Annotated in this window: 17 protein-coding genes; 13 read left to right on the forward strand and 4 right to left on the reverse strand. The window is 38.7% G+C overall.

Annotated features, from left to right (window positions below; all coding sequences use genetic code 11):
- Positions 1–280: 280 nt before the first annotated feature.
- Together E2H97_RS06140 and E2H97_RS06145 are read left to right on the forward strand one after the other, a co-directional pair.
- Positions 281–994 carry a PepSY domain-containing protein gene (locus tag E2H97_RS06140; protein ID WP_133406319.1) on the forward strand — a complete coding sequence of 238 codons (714 nt, stop codon included), beginning with the start codon at positions 281–283 and terminating at the stop codon, positions 992–994.
- Complete coding sequence (locus E2H97_RS06145; RefSeq protein WP_133406320.1) at positions 991–1701, forward strand: PepSY domain-containing protein; 711 nt, start codon at positions 991–993, stop codon at positions 1699–1701. Before E2H97_RS06140 ends, E2H97_RS06145 begins: the two co-directional genes overlap by 4 nt.
- A gap of 29 nt (positions 1702–1730) precedes the next feature.
- Here E2H97_RS06145 and E2H97_RS06150 read toward each other — a convergent pair whose 3' ends face one another.
- A complete protein-coding gene (locus E2H97_RS06150) occupies positions 1731–2630 on the reverse strand; it encodes a LysR family transcriptional regulator (RefSeq protein ID WP_133406321.1) in 900 nt (299 codons plus the stop codon).
- A gap of 125 nt (positions 2631–2755) precedes the next feature.
- Between E2H97_RS06150 and E2H97_RS06155 the strand changes: the two genes are divergently transcribed.
- Complete coding sequence (locus E2H97_RS06155) at positions 2756–3448, forward strand: type 1 glutamine amidotransferase domain-containing protein (protein ID WP_133406322.1); 693 nt, start codon at positions 2756–2758, stop codon at positions 3446–3448.
- A gap of 16 nt (positions 3449–3464) precedes the next feature.
- Positions 3465–4073, forward strand: coding sequence for a glutathione S-transferase family protein (locus E2H97_RS06160; protein ID WP_133406323.1), 609 nt, complete (start codon positions 3465–3467; stop codon positions 4071–4073).
- A gap of 22 nt (positions 4074–4095) precedes the next feature.
- Here the strand turns inward: E2H97_RS06160 and E2H97_RS06165 are convergent, their stop codons facing one another.
- Both E2H97_RS06165 and E2H97_RS06170 read right to left on the reverse strand, forming a co-directional pair.
- Positions 4096–4764, reverse strand: a complete 669-nt coding sequence (locus tag E2H97_RS06165) for a glutathione S-transferase family protein (RefSeq protein ID WP_133406324.1) — start codon at positions 4762–4764, stop codon at positions 4096–4098.
- Between the two features lie 57 nt (positions 4765–4821).
- A complete protein-coding gene (locus E2H97_RS06170; protein ID WP_133406325.1) occupies positions 4822–5475 on the reverse strand; it encodes an RluA family pseudouridine synthase in 654 nt (217 codons plus the stop codon).
- 169 nt (positions 5476–5644) lie between these two features.
- Between E2H97_RS06170 and E2H97_RS06175 the strand changes: the two genes are divergently transcribed.
- The 6 genes from E2H97_RS06175 (at position 5645) to E2H97_RS06200 (ending at position 14298) form a co-directional block, all read left to right on the forward strand.
- Entirely contained in the window at positions 5645–6937 is a 1293-nt protein-coding gene (locus E2H97_RS06175) for an ankyrin repeat domain-containing protein (protein WP_133406326.1), read from the forward strand.
- Positions 6938–7154: 217 nt separating this feature from the next.
- Positions 7155–8402, forward strand: coding sequence for an efflux RND transporter periplasmic adaptor subunit (locus E2H97_RS06180; protein ID WP_133406327.1), 1248 nt, complete (start codon positions 7155–7157; stop codon positions 8400–8402).
- A 12-nt stretch (positions 8403–8414) separates the two neighbouring features.
- Positions 8415–9107: an ABC transporter ATP-binding protein gene (locus tag E2H97_RS06185; protein ID WP_133406328.1), complete on the forward strand. Its 693-nt coding sequence runs from the start codon at positions 8415–8417 to the stop codon at positions 9105–9107.
- On the forward strand, positions 9104–11566 hold the full coding sequence (locus E2H97_RS06190) for an ABC transporter permease (protein WP_133406329.1): 2463 nt from the start codon (positions 9104–9106) through the stop codon (positions 11564–11566). The genes E2H97_RS06185 and E2H97_RS06190 overlap by 4 nt, the downstream gene beginning before the upstream one ends.
- Before the next feature lie 204 nt (positions 11567–11770).
- Positions 11771–13090 carry a sigma-54-dependent transcriptional regulator gene (locus tag E2H97_RS06195; RefSeq protein ID WP_133406330.1) on the forward strand — a complete coding sequence of 440 codons (1320 nt, stop codon included), beginning with the start codon at positions 11771–11773 and terminating at the stop codon, positions 13088–13090.
- On the forward strand, positions 13087–14298 hold the full coding sequence (locus tag E2H97_RS06200) for a sensor histidine kinase (protein ID WP_133406331.1): 1212 nt from the start codon (positions 13087–13089) through the stop codon (positions 14296–14298). Before E2H97_RS06195 ends, E2H97_RS06200 begins: the two co-directional genes overlap by 4 nt.
- Here E2H97_RS06200 and E2H97_RS06205 read toward each other — a convergent pair.
- The gene (locus E2H97_RS06205) at positions 14273–14797 is read right to left on the reverse strand and encodes a protein disulfide oxidoreductase (protein WP_133406332.1); all 525 of its coding nucleotides are present in this window, start codon (positions 14795–14797) and stop codon (positions 14273–14275) included. The genes E2H97_RS06200 and E2H97_RS06205 overlap by 26 nt on opposite strands.
- Before the next feature lie 187 nt (positions 14798–14984).
- Between E2H97_RS06205 and E2H97_RS06210 the strand changes: the two genes are divergently transcribed.
- From E2H97_RS06210 to tgt, 3 genes are all read left to right on the forward strand, one after another.
- On the forward strand, positions 14985–15167 hold the full coding sequence (locus E2H97_RS06210) for a hypothetical protein (RefSeq protein ID WP_133406333.1): 183 nt from the start codon (positions 14985–14987) through the stop codon (positions 15165–15167).
- A gap of 109 nt (positions 15168–15276) precedes the next feature.
- A complete protein-coding gene (gene queA, locus E2H97_RS06215; RefSeq protein ID WP_133406334.1) occupies positions 15277–16314 on the forward strand; it encodes a tRNA preQ1(34) S-adenosylmethionine ribosyltransferase-isomerase QueA in 1038 nt (345 codons plus the stop codon).
- A 195-nt stretch (positions 16315–16509) separates the two neighbouring features.
- On the forward strand, positions 16510–17634 hold the full coding sequence (gene tgt / locus E2H97_RS06220) for a tRNA guanosine(34) transglycosylase Tgt (protein ID WP_121838867.1): 1125 nt from the start codon (positions 16510–16512) through the stop codon (positions 17632–17634).
- Positions 17635–17724 lie beyond the last annotated feature (90 nt).

The raw sequence follows: 17724 nt of genomic DNA on the forward strand, positions 1-17724 counted from the left end.
GTGAGCGTGAATCTTAATCCTTCTCAGGGACAGTTAAGAGACTTTATCGGTGCTCTTAACCGGTCTGACACTCATTCTCTTAACGTTACCAAGGGAAAAGTAAGGACGACGTATTCAAACTTTGAAGATCCTTTTGTTTACAGGTATAGCTTTTTAGGGTTTAGCTATTACACCCTTGACAATAACGATGAAGCAAGGAGAGCATTTAGGAGCTTTATTGCAAAAGGAAAGTAGGTGTGGTTGAAAGTTAGATGCATTTATACTTTGACGAGAATAAGGAATGAAAACAAAAATAGCTCGGCGCTACCATAAATGGTTAATGATACTGGTTGGTATTCAATTTGTGATATGGTCAATTACAGGCGTGTATATGGTGAGTTTGGATATTCATTATATTCATGGGGAATCATTACAAGAAACTGAGCCCTATGACATTCAAACTCAAGATGTTAGATATTCCATCAACGATCTTTTACGCCAATATCCAAAAGCTAAAGAAATAGAATTACGCCCTGTACTAGGAAAGCTCGTCTATCAGTTAACCTTATTGGCACCAACTAGACATAGTATTTTAGTTGACGCCGAAACTGGAAAGATACTATCCAAAGTTGATCAGCAACAAGCAATCAATATTGCTGAATCGGCCTATCGGTATTCTCATCCTATAAAAGACGTTAAATTACTATCAGAGCGTTCACAAATTCCTTCTGAACTTTCACCTCGGTACCTTCCCGTTTGGCAAATTAAATTTGATCATTTTTCATCACCGACCTTTTATATTAGCCAACAAACAGGAAAAATCGTGACTAAGCGTCATAGTTACTGGCGTATATTTGATTGGATGTGGCGCTTTCACATCATGGACTATGACGATGGTGGGAATGTCAGTAATTGGTTTCTGTTATTGGTGACGACTTTAGGTATGTTAGCTGCTTTGACGGGAGCAGTATTGACATATCATAGGCTGCTTAAATCCAAAAAGGTAAGATTATGAATTTAAGCCGTTTAAGTAAAAAGTGGCATAAATGGCTATCTTTAGTCGTTGGTTTACAGCTGATCATCTGGTTGGGTACAGGTTTATATTTCAATCTGATGGACTCAACTAAAGCCAGTGGAAATGAACATCGTCAGCAAGTGCAACAAGGTTTCTCTATAAAAGAACAAAAACTATTTCCGATTTCCAAGTTAAAAATAAAAGATGCAGAAACCATAAAATTGATAGGAATTTTGCAGCAGCCTTATTATTTAATTGTTCATCATAGCCAACCACACGCTTATCAAAAGCAGCGTCTATCACTGCTTAATGCGAAAACAGGTAAGCCTTATACACTGTCTGAAGCAAAGGTCAGAGTGATAGCGTTAAAGTCCTATCAGGGACAAGTTGCGATTCAACATTCAGAGCTTCTTAAACCACCCATTTCTGAATTACCTAAACAACAAAATTCTGTATGGCAAGTTCAGTTAAATGACCCGAATAGTACCAATGTGTATGTGAACTCAGTGACAGGGCAAGTCATCGCACATGTTAATGATGATCGACGCTTAAGAGATCTAATGTTTAAGTTGCACTTTATGGATTATGCCAATTCTGGAGGTTTTAACCATTGGCTGATCATACTTTTCGGACTCACTGTCCTACTATTTTCGTTCACTGGTGCTATTTGGCTGAGTGATATTGTGAGAAAGAGGAAGTTCTTATAAATACGTTCAACCAATTATAGGCAATCGAGCTACCTGACATGATTTGCAAAGTAACGCTTTAAAAAATCAATTAATAACCTGAGTTTTTTAGCATTCGCATTCCCAGGAGGGAATACTCCATAAACATGTATCGGTTTCATTTTATAGTCGTCTAATACTTGTACTAAGGTGCCATTGGCTATCTTTTCTTTAGCGTCATAGATAGGAATTTTAGCAAGCCCGTGCCCACCTTCTACAAATGCTGTTCTGGCTGAAGCATTGTTGGTCTGAATACTTCCTTTTATTTGAATACTATAGGAGCGACTGCCTTTAGATATTTCTAACGTATTCGAACTCTGATTATATATAACCCATTGATGTTGGTTTAATTCGGTTGGGTGGCTAGGCTTACTATGCTTCGATAGATATTCAGGCGATGCACATAAACAGGTTTCTAATGTGGAAAGTTTTGTTGCTTGCAAAGATGAGTCAATCAGAGGCGCTCCTCTGATGGCTAAATCAAACCCTTCCTTGATAATATTTTCTACTTTATCTGATAGCCTTACATCCAATTCAATCTTAGGATATAAATTTCTAAATTGACTCAAAGCCGGAACAATGACTTGAAGCCCGATATTGACGGGGCAGGTGATTTTTATCAGGCCAATAGGTTCTTGCTTTAGGTTTTCCATATGCTGGTTGGCAGTCGATGCTTGAGTAGAAATGATTTTGCAATGCTGAAAATATTCTTTACCCGCGTCAGTCTGGGAAATGGTGCGTGTAGAACGGTTAAGTAATTTCAGCCCTAAATGCGATTCCAGCTTTTTTATATGGTAACTCACTACCGCTCTAGATAGTCCCAACTGTTTAGCGGCGGCACTTAATGTACCTTGCTCAACCACCTGAGCAAAAACCACCATACTTTTTAATTGCTCAAATGAAACGTTCATGGTTTATCTGCCATTGTATTAATTTTTGATACAAAGTAACTCAATAACTCTGCATTATGCAATTCAATATGTTGATATAAACTCGTTGTTATTCGATTTTGTAAACCACTTAACGGTATCTAACAATGGTCAACACTAAACGTATTCTAATGGTCTTAACTTCTCATTCTAAGTTAGGAAAGTCAGGAGAAAAAACAGGGTTCTGGGTAGAGGAGTTTGCAGCACCATATTATCAATTTCTCGACGCTGGTTTCGATGTGGTTTTAGCGTCTCCAAAAGGTGGACAATCCCCAATTGATCCCAAAAGTGAGCTCGAGGATTTTCAAACAGATTCAACACGTCGCTTTGAAAAAGATGACCTTGCTAAGCAAGCCGTTGCCAACACCTGTAAGTTGAATGAAATAAAAGCAGCGGATTTTGACGCTGTGTTTTATCCGGGAGGCCATGGTCCTTTATGGGATTTAACTGAAAATACAGATTCCATTGTATTAATCGAGCAGTTTTTAAGTGGCAACAAGCCTGTGGCAGCAGTATGCCATGCAACCGCAGCACTGTTAAACGTAAAAGATTCTTCTGGTGAATATATCATTACAGGTAAGGCGGTATCAGGTTTCACCAATACAGAAGAAGCAGCAGTACAATTAACTGAAATTGTACCTTTTTTATTAGAAGATGAACTTGTTAAGCGTGGTGCAGACTATCAAAAAGTGGACGACTGGCATCCTTTGGCTGTCCAAGATGGTTTGATTATATCTGGCCAAAACCCAGCGAGTTCAGAGCTTGTTGCTCAAAAATTAATAAAGCATATTTCAGAGTAGTTAGGGAAATACAATTATGATTACTGTTCATCACCTTAACGAATCTCGCTCTAGCCGAGTTATTTGGTTATTAGAAGAACTCAATATGCCTTATGAGTTAGTTAAGCATCAGCGTGATCCACAAACCCGATTGGCACCAGAAAGCCTGAAAAAAGTTCATCCTCTTGCTAAAGCTCCAGTTATTATCGACGGTGATATCACGCTATGTGAATCAGGAGCGATCATGGAGTACATTTTAAATAAGGATGTAGAGGATAGGCTTCGTCCAGCGACTGGATTCTGCGAATACTATCGTTATCTGGAATGGTTGCATTTTGCAGAAGGCTCGTTGAGTTTACCTGTAATTTCGACGCTATTTATGCAAATGGAAACACGTGATGGAAATCAGCCAATGGATGGTTATATTGCCAAAGAAGTAGGGTTAGATTTTTCTTATATCGAAGATACATTAAAAGCTTCACCTTACTTTGCGGGTAATGAATTCACTGCGGCAGACATAATGATGACTTTTGTTTTAAGTGTCGCTAAGAAAATTGGGCTTTTAAGTGACAAGTCACACACACTGGCTTATTTAGAAAGGGTTCAAAGTCGACCTGCTTATATCAAAGCGCTACAAGCAGGTTAGGTAAATCAACAAAAGATGGTCGCTATTTTGTTACCATCTTTTGGATTTGCTTGGCTCGCTCTTCATCTGAAAGCTCTGATGGCGGAGGAGTGACAATCCCTTTTTGGCAAGCTGGTCGCTCCGCTAACTCGTCAACCCAGCGTTGTAAATGTTTCAAGCCTTCGATTTGTACACCACTCCACTCATGAATACGAACCCAAGGCCAGGTTGCTATATCTGCAATGGTATATTCATCACCAGCTAGATATTGATTGGTTGCCAGTTGAGTATTCATGACTTCAAATAAACGTCGACCTTCGTTTTGATAGCGCTCAATAGCGGCTGGAATTTTTTCAGGGAAGTAACGGTGGAACACATTGGCTTGTCCCATCATTGGTCCCACTCCGCCCATTTGAAACATTAGCCACTGTAATACTTGAGAACGCCTTTTAGGATCTTCAGGGTAAAACTTACCCGTCTTTTCGGCTAGGTAAATTAAGATTGCGCCTGATTCAAATACCGTAAAATTATCATTATCTCGGTCAATAATGGCAGGGATCCGTCCATTAGGGTTAATCGCTAAAAACTCAGGTTGCTTTTGTTCGTTAGCCATTAAATCAAGGTGATGTACCTGATAATCTAAGCCCATTTCCTCTAAAGCAATAGAAATTTTAAAACCGTTTGGTGTTGCAGCTGTGTATAGATCTATCATGTTATAGTGACCTTTTTATAAAAGATGACCCGTTCCGAGCGATACAAACATAAGTTCCTAGAACGGATGTTTACTGTAAAAGCTCATCACTTTATTTGAAACAGGGTGAGTAAAGGTTAACCGCTGAGCATGTAGGCTTAAACGGTTTCTTTCAGATTTTACTTTATCGTCAGCATAAAATTCGTCGCCTAAAATAGGGTGACCGATTGCCAGCATATGAACTCTCAGTTGATGGGTTCGTCCTGTTTCGGGTTTCAGTTTGATCAAAGAAGACCTTCCTTGTTCAAATAAAATTTCATAGTGAGTAACCGCAGTTTTACCGTCCTTACTGATTTTTTGATAAGGTGGGTTGCTTTTATCAGCAACTAATTTTGCATCAATAACGCCTGATTTTTTTGTCAACTTTCCAGTAATTTCAGCAATATATTCTTTTTCTGTGGTTTTATTTTGAAATTGAGTTTTCAAATGAGATTCAGCTTGCTTAGTTAAAGCAAAGACCATGACTCCGGAAGTATCACAATCCAGTCGATGAACCAAAATCGCACTTGGAAAGAGCTGTTGAAGACGAGTAATCGCACTATCAAAAGTATGCGTAGCCTTTCCGGGGTTAGATAATAAACCTGACGGTTTGTTAATGACTACAATCGAATTATCTTGATAGCGAATATCCAGCCAAGGAACGGCTGGTGGTTGGTAGGTGAAAATCTTCATAAAGCTTCTCTAGAGTTGAATCGTGCGCAGTGTATTGAATCTTGAGTGTAAAAACCAATAAATATTCTTCAAACATTATCAATAAATTAAAGGTTTTCCATGTATGCGATATTTAGTATCCAGCTGGTCTAACCTTTAACTAATTGATTTTTTATATCTGGAGCACGTTATGGCTGCTGCAATGGGCCCTGTAGAAATAGAAGTAGGGACAATAGAACGGATTGATTTAAAAGCCGGAGATATTAATACTTCTACTCTTTCTAGGTTGCATGATACTAATGGACAGTGTGTGATTGTGACTTTTATTCCTCCCACCAAAGAGGGGGAAGTGCCTAAAGCACTTGAGTATATGCTTAAGGTGTCGCAAGAACATAAAACTCAAGAGTTTTTGAGTGAGGATAATCCCAAAGAAGATTTAATGAAAGCGCCAAGTCCTCATACAGCAGGATATGAGTGGGTGCAAGCATTAACCAAATCAATAGATTATGGATATCAACGAACGAAGCAAGCATTTACACCAGCGTTAAAAGGTCAACAGGAACAACTAGAGATGCTTGTTGAGCAAGGCATAGATCTCACGTGGCAAGATAAAAATGGGGATACTGTATTTAGCCTTGCGGTAAAAGGAAATAAAATAAAAGAGCAATATTTGAAAACAATGATGCGACGCCATAGTGCAAATCCCTTTATTGTTAACAAACAAGGAGATTCAGCATTATCTTGTGCTTGTCGTTCTAATCGAACAGAACTCGCCCTGCAAATGTTGGATGCTACTATACGATGTATTGGAGCGGCGGTTTACTCTGAATCAACTTTGCAAGCCCGAAAGGATGCGATAAATACCAAAGGTAAAGATAACCATACTCCTTTAAGTCTTGCTTGTATGCATGGTAATAAAGCCTTGGTCGAGTCGTTATTAAATCACGGTGCAAATCCGAATGCTAATTGGGGCTCTAATAAATTACCGCTATACCTAGCAGCTAGAAAAGGGTTTGTTGAGATATGTGATTTACTACTTCAATATGGTGCAAATCCAAAAATAGAAATCCCATGGGGAGTTGGGCCTTTTGCTCGCTGGTATTCAATAAAGAGCTTTTTAGATAATACACCTAACAATGATTTTATTAAGTCATTACTGGATAACCCTCCGACAGTTGAAGAATTAAGGTCGGAAGTAAAAATAGGTTTCTCGCAAATTTTAGAAGATATCCAAGAGCCGGATGCCAATGAGCTTGCCTTATCAATGCAAGATGCTGAAAGAGCGGAAGAGAAAGCTAGAAAAGCAGAAGAAGAGCTTGAAAGAAAGAGACAAGAGCTTGAAGAACTTAGAGCTGAAAGAAGAGGCCCTAATAAGAATACTGTCAAACAAATTAAAAAAGGGATAGAACAACAGCTAGAAGGTGAAAAAGAAGGTGACGTTGTAGTTTGTGGAAACTTTGGAATTAATGATGATGATCTGTAATTCCTAAGGCGAGTACAAAGCCCAGTAATAAAAGCTGGGCTTTTTTATATGATTCCTTTTGGTTCATTCAGTTTCAAAATCGAACAACCATTGTTCGGATTTGAATGGAATCATATATAGTTTTCTTTGGTGTTGATGTAAGTGGCTGATATGGTTTTATTTTATCTTTTGGCATACTTCTTTCTATATGGCTTCAAAGTTAAAAAATTGAGAAGCCATGAAAATCGACGTTGAATCATCAAAACCCTTTTTTCTAAAACGTTATTGGAAACAAACAACAGTTCTTGCTTTCGCTTTATTAGCCGTTTTATTGTTGTTGGTTTACCAACCTCAAGCCTCAATTCCACAGCAAGAATTAAAGACGGTTAAAGTTGAGAAAGGTGATGTCCAATTAATGGTGCCGATTCATGGAGAGTTTGTTTCTCGTTATGAAAGACTTATCAGTGCGCCTTCGAGTGGTAAAGTCGTTGAAGTGTTGCTGAAAGCTGGAGCTGATGTTGAGCCTAACAGCGTCATTGCCCGATTAGAAAATCCAGATTTACAACAAGAGTTACTTCAATCCGAATCTGATTTACAGCGTGTTCAATCGGAATATCAAATTTTCGACCTCAATCAGCAAAATAAACAATTAGAAAATGAAGCCCGATTATCTGAAATTGAAAATCAGATAAAGGCGGCTGAGCTTGAACTCAGTGCTAACAATCGTCTCGCTCAACATGGCATTGTTGCAAAAATTGATTTAGAAAAAAGTCAGCTTAAACATGAGCAACTGTTGAATCAAAAGCAGTTTCATATTTATCGAGTGAATAAACAAAGAGAAATTAATAAAAAGGAGCTTGAACAAAAATTAGCTCTAGTGAAATTACAGCAACAAAATATTTCTCTACTGAAAGATAAAATTAATCAATTACAAATTAAAGCTGGAATATCAGGCAAATTACAGCATTTGTATATCGAACTGGGACAGCAACTTACTCAAAGTGAAAACATTGCTAAAGTGGGTTCGAATAAAGAATTGATGGTGAGCCTTAAAATCCCACAACGATTATCTGGAAAAGTAAACTTAGGTGCTGGCGTTGAAATGCGTCATTCATCAGAGTTAATCAAAGCTGAAATTAGCCAGCTGAGCGCCATTGTTAAAAATGGCTTTATTGAAGCCGAAGCCATAATCACTTCCTCATTACCTAATAACATTCGTCCCGCACAAGCCGTAGATGGCTATGTGTTTGTTGAAAAGCTATCTAATGTACTTTTTGTAAAGCAGCAGCCTGGAATGATCCCACTTAGTACTCAATCTATGTTTTTTATGGGTGACAAACAGTCAGAGTTAATAAAAAGCAAGATTCATTTTGGGGAGCTTTCAAAAAATCAATTGATCATCAAATCAGGCGTAAAAAAAGGTGATCGAATTGCCATTAACGACTTATCTCAAGCGCAAGAATTTTCTAAAATAATCATCAAATAAAAAGGATAAAAGATGAAAACATTAGTTGAATTAAGGGAATTAAACAAAACCCATACTCAAGGTCAAATTCAAACTCATGCACTTAAAAATATCGATTTGAAGATCAACGAGGGAGAGTTCGTTTCTATTTCAGGTCCATCAGGCTGTGGTAAATCGACGCTTTTGAGTATATTGGGGTTACTTGATGCGCCAACTTCAGGTCATTATCAACTAGCGAATATTGATGCTGGTAGTTTAAACGTTGATCAACGATCTAAAGTTCGTAATCAATATGTGGGCTATGTTTTTCAGTCATTTAATCTTATCGATCACCTTACCGTATTTGAAAATGTGGCGTTGCCTTTAGAGCATAGAGGGACTTCAGCCAAAAACATTAAGGCTGAGGTTGAAAAGCAACTTACAGCGGTCAATATGCACAACTACATGCATCACAAACCGAACCAATTATCTGGTGGGCAACAGCAAAGAGTTGCCATTGCTCGTGCTTTAGTGGGTGAACCACAGTTATTACTCGTCGACGAACCAACAGGAAACTTAGATAGTCACAACGGCGATTTGGTAATGCAGGAGTTAATTGAACTGAATAACCAAGGTGTCACTATTGTGATGGTGACTCACGACGAACGCTACAGCCGTATGGCAAAACGCCAAGTCCGTTTATTCGATGGTGAAATCATTGTCGAACATCAGGAGGCGGTAGCATGAGTTTTTACCTAAGAGCTATGCGTCTTGGTGTGATGAGATTATTTAGCATGCCAAGATTAACTCTGCCAGTGCTACTTACATTAAGTCTTACCTTGGCGGCAATGCTAACTGTGGTAGCGATAAGTACTAACTTGATATTTAAACCGCTGCCCGATCTTCATAATGAAAAAGACACGTACAAATTACATTTTCGATTAAAAGCGAATGCAGGGTTTTCACTTAATTTTATGAGTAATGTGGCTTTTGCTAATTTGGCTGAGAAATATCAAAGCTACGGTAGCTTTGCCTCCTTTAAAGCAGAAGATTCGAATGTCAGTGTATTAGGCACTGATTATCCTGTGACTCATCTTGAAGCCACAGATAACTTCATCACAGATGTTGGTGGGCAATTATTGCTTGGCGAACTGCCGAATAAAGATAATAGTGCTGATGGTGTATGGATCTCGCAGCGCTTATGGCAGGGCGTATTGAACGGGCGCAAAAGTGTTATTGGAGAGAGTATAAAGCTAGGGAAAGACAAACAATCATTTTTGATTAAAGGTGTGATCAGTAATTTTTCTAGCTTTAAACAACATAAAAGGCACCAGCAACAGGTATGGCAATTCTTTCATCTAGCCGATCACATTCATCGAGTTGAAGATAATTCTTTTATGAATGAATGGAAGACCTTATTTGTAAAGCAAAATAAGATGTTCACTGATGCAGATATGAATGCCTTTTGGGATGAGTATTTTAAGGTTAGAAAGCAAAATGAAGAAACTACTTTTCCTGAGGCAATGATCAAGACAATGCAACGAGTGCAGGGTATTGATAATTACCGTAACACTCTGTTACTTGAACAAAAAAATATGCTGTTGTTTTTGTTGGCTACAGTAATAATTTTACTGTTTATGGCTAGTTTGAATTTATTGAATCTGTTTGTTAGTCATTACCAACAGCGAACTCAAGAGTTGGCGACTCAAGTTAGCCTTGGAAGCAGCAAAGTAAAACTGATGGCAATGGCATTTTGTGAAAATACTCCACTCTTTTTGCTTTCTGCAATTATTGGTTTAATCAGTGCTGCTTGGCTAATTCGATTATTGCCAGATATAAGTGGTAACAATATTGAAATGCTGCATCTTATTCATATTGACTGGCAAACAATTGTAGTTGCAGTGATAAGTGTTCTGGCTATCAATTTCGTGTTTTCTGTTATTTCGATTAGCCACTTCAAGGCAAAGAACTTTTATGAATATTTAAAATCAGGCAATAAAGGTGTCGCTGCTGCAAAATTAACTTGGCTAAATAAAGCGAGCTTTGTCTTACAGTTAGCCTCAGCGGCAATCGTGCTTACGGCATCGGCCATGTTGGCTAAAGCGGCTTACCAAGATTTGTATCGAGATTTAGGTTTTGAAGCCGGAAATGTATTAATAGTACGTGCTACGTTCCATGATAGCAGTAGAGTAGTGCCTGAAATTAACAACTATGAAAATGTTAAAAATTATGTAGAGGAAAATCGTCAGATTTGGCGAGAACTATCTAATCAAGTTCATGCAAAATACCCAGAGATTAAAGTCTTAAAAACTAATAGTACACCTTATAGTTTTCAAAGTTATTCGTATGTAATTTCAATGGATAGAGAGTCGAACCAAAGTCACTCTTTTAAACGGTTGGATTTTTCTGATACATATTTTAATGATTTTAAGATACCTCTTTTGGCTGGGCGAAGCATTACCGAAGATGAATATAATACCCAAGCGAACGCTGCAATTATCAATGAAACGGCTGCAAGATTATTGGCTAAGGGCAAACCTTTAGATTCGGTATTAGGTCGCAGAGTGAATAGTAATATCGTCGTTGGTGTGGTGGCTAACACTTATTCCAGAGATGCACCTAATGGTGAATTTGGGGTTCTGTACTCAGTTAACCAATTTGAACATACAAATATTAGTTTTGTTATGAGGTTGCCACAGGGAAAAACATTTGATGTATCTGAACTCGAAAAAATCATCAAAAATGGTCATCCGGATATTGAGAAAGTTAAGTCTTTTGATGTTCAACAAGAATATTACAAGGCAACACTAGATAAGCGTCTCCAATATTATTTCATTATTGCACTATCTTGTTTAACTCTGGCGTTAGCTGCATTTGGCAGCTCTGGTATGGCGTTCAGCTTTGCCGAAATCAAACGATTTGAGTTGGCAATACGGATGGCGACGGGAGCAACTAGAAAGAGCTTACTTCAAAAGACACTTTCACAGTTCAGTGGCTTACTTATTGTGACATTCTCATTTTCCATTATTGTTTCTGCGTTGATTTATTTTCTGATCCAACAACAAGTGAATGTATTGCCAGAGTTTTCTTGGGATGCCTTAGTGTTCTTTTCAATGATTTTAGTTAGTATTGTGATGACTGCCGTATGCTGGGTTGTTTGGCGTGTTGTTAACGCTGAGCCTATGCAGGCATTAAGGGAATTGTAAGTCACCATAAGTTTTGAGGTTGCTCGGAACAATGATATGAACGACAACAGAAGCGCACATCCATGTGCTTACGACCGTGACGTCCTGTCACGGACGGTTGTCTTATCACACCATTGTTCCGCTATGGCTAATGAACCTTCATCTAATTATTTATAAAAACTAGGAAGTTATTGGCGTAGTAATACGACAAGAGTGGTTTATCGCATGACGCAAAAGAAAATATTAATTGTTGATGATGATGCTGATATTCGATTTGCATTATCACTATTACTTTCACAAGAGGATTATCAAGTTTTTGAAGCTGAGTCGCCAAAACAATGCTTACAGTTACTTGAGCGTATTAGTCCAGATTTAATTTTGCTCGATCTAAATTTCACTCAAGACACTACTTCGGGTAAAGAAGGCATTGCTTTACTCAAGCAGTTAATTCCACTTGGTCAAAAAGTGATATTAATGACTGCTTGGGCGAATACTGAGCTGGTGGTTCAAGGATTACAAGCTGGAGCGCTGAATTTTATCGAGAAGCCTTGGAAAAAAGCTGGATTACTTAGCAAGATCAATCAGCATATTTCTGTTCAGTCCGATAATTCGCAATCGTTAGATTGGGTTGCAGAATCGGAGTCAATGCAACATATCGAGCACCTTATTCAAAACTTAGCAATGACTGACGCTAATATTTTAATTCTTGGGGAAAACGGAACAGGTAAGTCATTACTAGCGAAACGAATACATATGCAAAGCCAAAGAAATACCCAAACTTTTGAAGCTTTAAATATGGCAGCAATCCCAGAAACCTTATTTGAAAGTGAGCTTTTCGGACATGTAAAAGGGGCGTTTACCGACGCAAAACAAGATAGAAAAGGGGCTTTTTTACGCGCAGAAAAGGGCACTTTGTTTCTAGATGAAATTGGTACTCTACCTTTTCATTTACAACCTAAGCTGTTGCGGGTTCTAGAAGATGGCAGCTTCTCACCATTAGGCGCAGAGCAAAACTTACAAGCGAATGTTCGCTTGATATCAGCCACTAATCAAGATTTAGCGGAAGCTATAGAGCAAGGACTGTTTAGACAAGATCTGTATTATCGAATTAATACCTTCACCATTACGATCCCACCCTTAAGAGACAGAAAAGCCGATATATTACCTTTGGCGAATAGCCTGTTAGTTAAATTTGCAAAAAAGTATCAAAAAGAAGTACCTTTGCTTTCTCCTTCAGCCAAACGAACACTGCTCGAACATGATTGGCAAGGCAATGTGAGGGAGTTAAGCCATGCAATGGAAAGAGCACTATTGTTATCAATGGAGGCTGATATTACCCCTGAACATTTGCAACTAGTTAAAGTTAGGAAGCAAAGTACAGAAGAAGTCCCTAATTTATCTCTTGATGAACTAGAAAAACGGAGGATCATTGATGCGCTAGATCAGCATCAAGGTCAAATCTCTGTGGCAGCCAAATCATTGGGGATCTCCAGAAACGCGTTATATCGCCGTTTAGAAAAGCATGACTTGGCGGGAATAGAATGAAGTATCAGCAACAGTGGAAGTTGGGGCTATTGTTAATCTCATCTTTGACAACAGGGCTACTTTGTTGGTCGATTTACTTACTCAAACAAGATTTATTGCTGACCTTAACAACCGCAATGGCGGCAAGCTTTGTTTGTGCCTATTTGAGCTTTCACCTTTATCAGAAACACATTGTACCTTTCGAGCAATTGAAGTCATTTATTCAATTGAGAAAACAAGAAAAACACAATATTACTCTGAATTTTGATAATCCAAATTCGCCTTTCTCTGAAGTTTCTCAGTTATTGCAACAAGATCTTTGTTCTTCTCAAACGCCAGAAGGAGATGTTTTACAAAGTATTCTGAGTGAATGGCAATATCCTGTGCTGATGGTTGATAAACAGGAAAAAATCGTTTTTTTTAATCAGGCATTATTACAGTTATTTTCTACTCCAATACTGATAGGAATGAATATCAGTGACTTGAGTTTTGATAAGCTTCAAGGCCAGTACATCAATGAGCAATTGACAGATAATTGGTCACTGCAAAACGTGTGTTTAAAGCAACAAAATTTGATTCTATTTCACGATATTGAACTGTCATTAAAAAATCAAAAGCTTAAAACTCAAATAGACACCATTCGAATCTTATCCCATGAACTTAATAATTCGCTGACACCAATGGCTTCAATGGCTGACACTTTGCTGAGTAGTGATTCATTTACTGAATCTCTTGCGAGAGAGGTATTGCAAAGAATTAAAAGTAGAAGCGAGAGTTTATTAGACTTTATAGGCACTTACACTCGTTTAAATAAAACTCAGCGGATCAATCCCTCTTGGTTTGATTTTCAGAAAGTTTGTCAGCAATTATCAATAGAGCAGGGGATTGAATCTAATGTAGCTGGAAGCACCAGTATTTTTGCCGATCCAATTTTACTTGAGCAAGTGTTAGAGAATCTGATAAAAAACGCGAAACAGGCTCAAGCTCAAAAGATCCGAATTAACATTCTGAACCAAGGTGCTTTGCAGGTAATCGAATTAGCTGATGATGGTATCGGCTTTAGCAATATAGATAATTTAAGCGTCCCTCTGTATACAACTAAAAAAGATGGCCAAGGATTAGGACTGTTTTTTTGTCGACAAGTTATTGAACTTCATAATGGAAAGCTTGATTTTTCGAATTCTACTAATGGAGCAAAAGTGACTATAACCCTGCCCACCACAATCTGAGCCTTAGCCCCCACTCTGACGTTGGTCCTGTGGTTTTTGCTGCAATATTGCCTTGGCTATCAATGATAAAAATAGCAGGGACACCGGATACTCCCCATCGGTTGCTAATACGACTTGTGGAATCATTGATTACTGGAAATTCTAACTCCTTATTTTGCATATGTTGATTAATTTCAGAATTAGTGCCAGATGCTATGGCGATAGAGATTACAGGATGATTTTTGGCAACACTTTCAACCATAGGAGAGGTGAAAGAGCAGTAGCCACACCAAGTTCCCCAAAAATAAACCAGTGTTGGTTCTTTAGGTTTATTGGGTAATGCAATGGTTTTTCCTTGAGTGGTGATACCTGAGAGTATAGGCGCTTCACCTGAAGCCATATCTGAATGTAAGTAGTAACTGACTCCAATGAGTACAGCTGATAACAATAAAACATCTCGAATGGCTTTCTTCCAAGAAAATGAACGGGCGAATATCAAAGAAATGCGTTTAAGATTCATAACAATTTATGGAAATTTGGTTAATGGTTAAAAGACCTGCTAATTGTAACGGTTCTTTCAACAAAATTTACATTGCTAAATTGTTGCATTATTGTGATGTGACGGTATCATAGCGACCTTAAATATAATCTACTGATTTTGGCTGTCTCAGTAGACCCATAATAATAAAATAAAAGGGATTTGTAAGATGTTTAATTGGTTTACCCGTCTATTTAAAAAGAAAGAAAAGCAGCCTGAACGCATCAAAATGTATGTTGAAATCCCTATTGAAGAGATCAAACTTGCGCCTTTTGATTACTCTCAATTAAATGTGAACCCTAATTTTCGCGATCATATTCAAAAGCCCTATGATCAATGTAAGAAGAAATAGAAAAACACTATATCTTCTTAATGTAAATTTTCTATAGATGTTTCAGTTCTAACCACAGTTAGCGTATAATACGCGCCCTTATTTGGCTTGGCTTTATAGAGGCTGTTTGATGCGTGTAGCTGATTTTTCTTTTGATCTTCCAGATGAGCTGATTGCTCGTTATCCAACCAAAGAGCGTACTGCTTCTAGGCTGCTTACCTTAGATGGTAATTCAGGTGAAGTACATGATAAATGCTTTACTGATCTGATTGACTTCATTGAAGCAGGTGACTTGATGGTATTTAACAATACTCGAGTTATCCCTGCGCGTTTGTTTGGTCAAAAGGCTACCGGTGGCAAGCTAGAAATCTTGGTTGAGCGTATGTTGGATAACAAACGAATCTTAGCTCATGTTCGTAGTTCTAAGTCTCCAAAAGTGGACGCCATTATTCATTTAGATAACGATTATCAAATGAAAATGCTGGCAAGACACGATGCTTTATTTGAGTTAGAGCTTTTGTCTGATCGCACTGTGTTAGAAGTGTTGGAAGAAATCGGTCACATGCCGCTTCCTCCTTACATTGATAGACCTGATGAAGACTCAGACAAAGAGCGCTATCAAACAGTTTACAACGAAAATCCGGGTGCAGTTGCAGCGCCGACAGCGGGTTTGCATTTCGATGATGACACTCTCGCAAAACTAAAAGCCAAAGGCGTAAATACGGCATTTGTGACCTTGCATGTTGGCGCAGGCACCTTTCAGCCTGTACGTGTTGATGATATTGAAGATCATGTGATGCATTCAGAGTGGGCAAATGTGCCTGCTGATGTGGTTGAACAAATTAAGCAAACCAAAGCCGCTGGCAAGCGTGTAATTGCAGTTGGTACAACATCGGTTCGTTCACTTGAGAGCGCGGCAAAAGCCAATGGTGGCGAAATTGCACCATTTAGTGCCGATACCGACATTTTCATCTATCCGGGATATGAGTTCTCTGTAGTTGATGCTATGGTCACCAACTTTCACTTACCTGAGTCAACATTAATCATGTTGATCAGCGCGTTTGCGGGTAAACAATCAGTAATGAACGCATACCAACACGCCATCGAAGAAAAATACCGCTTCTTTAGCTATGGTGATGCGATGTTTATTACGAGAAAAAATAAATAGGTTTGCCGGAGGAAGCTGAAGGTCTGACCGACATACAAAACTGTCGTTACTTCGTTTCTCTTTTGGCGGTGTGGTATGCCATACCACGACTTTTTAAACTTCGAAGAAGTTTTGCTGTAAAAGAATTAACAGATAACTGCATTAGGCAGTTATCAAATTAAAACCGCCAGACTGTTTTTCTGGCATGAGGTAATAATGAAATTTGAATTAGATAAAACAGTTGGTCGCGCACGTCGCGGTCGTTTGAAATTTGAACGTGGTACGGTCGAAACGCCAGCGTTCATGCCAGTAGGTACTTACGGTACGGTTAAAGGGATGACACCTGAAGAAGTGCGTGCGACAGGTGCGGATATTCTTCTAGGTAATACTTTCCACCTTTGGTTACGTCCGGGTGAAGAAATCATGCGTAAGCATGGTGACTTGCATGACTTTATGAACTGGCAGCGTCCAATTCTTACCGATTCAGGCGGTTTCCAAGTATTCAGTTTGGGTGATATTCGTAAAATCACTGAAGAGGGCGTACATTTCCGTTCTCCTATCGATGGCAGCAAGATCTTTATGGATGCTGAAAAATCGATGCAGATCCAATATTCATTGGGTTCTGACGTAGTAATGATTTTTGACGAATGTACGCCGTATCCAGCCACTCATGATGAAGCGCGTAAGTCGATGCAGATGTCTCTGCGTTGGGCGCAGCGTTCACGTGATGAGTTTGACCGTCTAGAAAACCCAAATAACTTATTTGGTATCATTCAAGGTAGTGTGTACGAAGACCTGCGTGATGAGTCATTAAAAGGCTTAGTCGATATTGGTTTTGATGGTTACGCGATTGGTGGTCTAGCTGTTGGTGAGCCAAAGCCAGATATGCACCGCATTCTTGAGCATGTTTGTCCACAAATCCCAGAAGACAAGCCACGTTACCTAATGGGCGTTGGTAAGCCAGAAGATTTGGTGGAAGGTGTTCGTCGTGGTGTAGATATGTTCGACTGTGTAATGCCAACTCGTAATGCACGTAACGGTCATTTGTTCACCAGTACGGGTGTAATTAAGATCCGTAACGCGAAACATCGTGAGGATACGTCGCCATTAGATGAAAAATGTGACTGTTACACTTGTAAAAATTATTCTAGGGCATATCTATATCATTTAGATAAGTGTGGAGAAATCCTAGGTGCTCGTTTAAACACCATTCACAACCTACGTTACTATCAAATGTTAATGGAAGGTTTGCGTGATGCTATTGATGCGGGTACATTAGATGACTTCGTTCACGAGTTCTATACCGCTCAAGGCAAAGAAGTGCCTGAGCTGAAAGACTGAGATTAAATAGAGCTAAGCGCCATGTTTATCGCGATAGATATGGCGAAATTTAGCAAGCTATTGTTTTAGCAATTAATTAAATAACTAAAA

It is taken from the genome of Parashewanella tropica (assembly GCF_004358445.1).
GTDB classification, from domain to species: Bacteria; Pseudomonadota; Gammaproteobacteria; order Enterobacterales; family Shewanellaceae; genus Parashewanella; species Parashewanella tropica.